Source organism: Streptomyces niveiscabiei (assembly GCF_001419795.1).
GTDB lineage: Bacteria > Actinomycetota > Actinomycetes > Streptomycetales > Streptomycetaceae > Streptomyces > Streptomyces niveiscabiei.
Window position 1 is genome coordinate 1 of sequence record NZ_LIRL01000912.1, and the last position, 1,270, is coordinate 1,270.

The following is a 1,270-nucleotide window of genomic DNA, read 5'->3' on the forward strand; positions in this document are numbered from 1 at the left end:
ACCCTGGAGGGATGAGCACCCCCTCCGCCGCCGAACCCCGTGACCCGAAGGCCGCGCTGGTCTTCGACGACCCCCTGGACCGCCCGTCCTCGGACGACACGGACCGCGGCTGGGGCGAGTCCCTGACGGCGACCGGCGACGCGGCGGCCGACCTCAAACGCTTCCTCGACGAGAAGCCGCCCCACCACATCTGACCCCGCGCGAGCCCCCACAGGCCCCGGGAAAGCCGAACGGCCCCGCGGGCGAGACCGGACGCCGCCCGCAGGGCCGAGGAGAGCGCGTCTACCGCTCGTCGTGCCCCGCATCGCGCTGGGCGACCAGAGCGTCCCGGATCTCCTTGAGGACCTCCAGCTCGGACACCTCGATGACCTCCTGCGTGCCCTCCTTGGCCTTCTGCCGGGCGGTCTGCCGCGCCAGGTACTTCGACATCGGCAGCACCATCAGGAAGTACACGACCGCGGCCGTGATCAGGAAGCTCAGCGTCGCCCCGAGCACCGACCCCCACTGGATCAGGACGCCGCTCTTCAGCGAGCCGTCGCTCGCCAGCTCGCACGGCTTCTTCAGGCACGTGCTGTAGCTGTCCAGGTTCTTCGTGCCGATCGCACCCACCAGCGGGTTGATGACGCCCTTCACCACCGAGTTGACGATGTTCGTGAAGGCGGCGCCGATGACCACCGCTACTGCCAGATCGACGACGTTGCCACGCGTCAGGAAGGCCTTGAAGCCGTCCCAGACACCGGCCCCCTTCTTCTCGCTCACCTCGGTGACACTCCTCACTTGCTCCGACTGCGGAACGAACAGGTCCGCAACCTACGCCAGAGCGAGGCGTACATGTCCAATTCGGTAGCTCGAACGAGGGACTTGACGACACCGGACCGTACACATATCGGACGAAGTCCCTCACCACAGGGTCACCGCCAGCCGCTCCGCGACCCCCGCGCCGGCCAGCCGCGCGGCGGCCTCGCGGGGGACGGAGAAGACGACCAGGGCCCCGCCCTCCGCGCTCGCGCCCACCGGCTCGGGCACCTTCGACACCAGCGCCCCGCGCGCTACCACCCGGGCCCCGCCCGCGTCCGTCGCGGTCTGCGCGGAGGCGATCACGTCGACCCGGTCGCCGGGCCGCAGCAGCCGTACCGTCTCCGCGTCGGCGATCCGCACCGGCGCCGACACGGTCTCGACGGCGACCGGCCTGCCGGGCGGCGCGGTGGCGCGGGGAGGGGCGGCACGGGGACGGCCGCGGGCCCGCTCGGCGGCGTCCTGGCCGCCCCCG

General features: G+C 72.0%; 3 protein-coding genes. 1 reads left to right on the top strand and 2 read right to left on the bottom strand.

Annotated elements, in window-relative coordinates:
- Window positions 1–11: 11 nt before the first annotated feature.
- The gene (locus AOK24_RS36790; protein WP_055724295.1) at window positions 12–194 is read left to right on the top strand and encodes a hypothetical protein; all 183 of its coding nucleotides are present in this window, start codon (window positions 12–14) and stop codon (window positions 192–194) included.
- Between the two features lie 88 nt (window positions 195–282).
- Here the strand turns inward: AOK24_RS36790 and mscL are convergent, their stop codons facing one another.
- Together mscL and AOK24_RS36800 are read right to left on the bottom strand one after the other, a co-directional pair.
- Entirely contained in the window at window positions 283–759 is a 477-nt protein-coding gene (gene mscL / locus AOK24_RS36795) for a large conductance mechanosensitive channel protein MscL (protein ID WP_055724296.1), read from the bottom strand.
- Window positions 760–900: 141 nt separating this feature from the next.
- The coding region (locus tag AOK24_RS36800; protein WP_055724297.1) for a hypothetical protein at window positions 901–1,270 on the bottom strand (370 nt) is incomplete at its 5' end.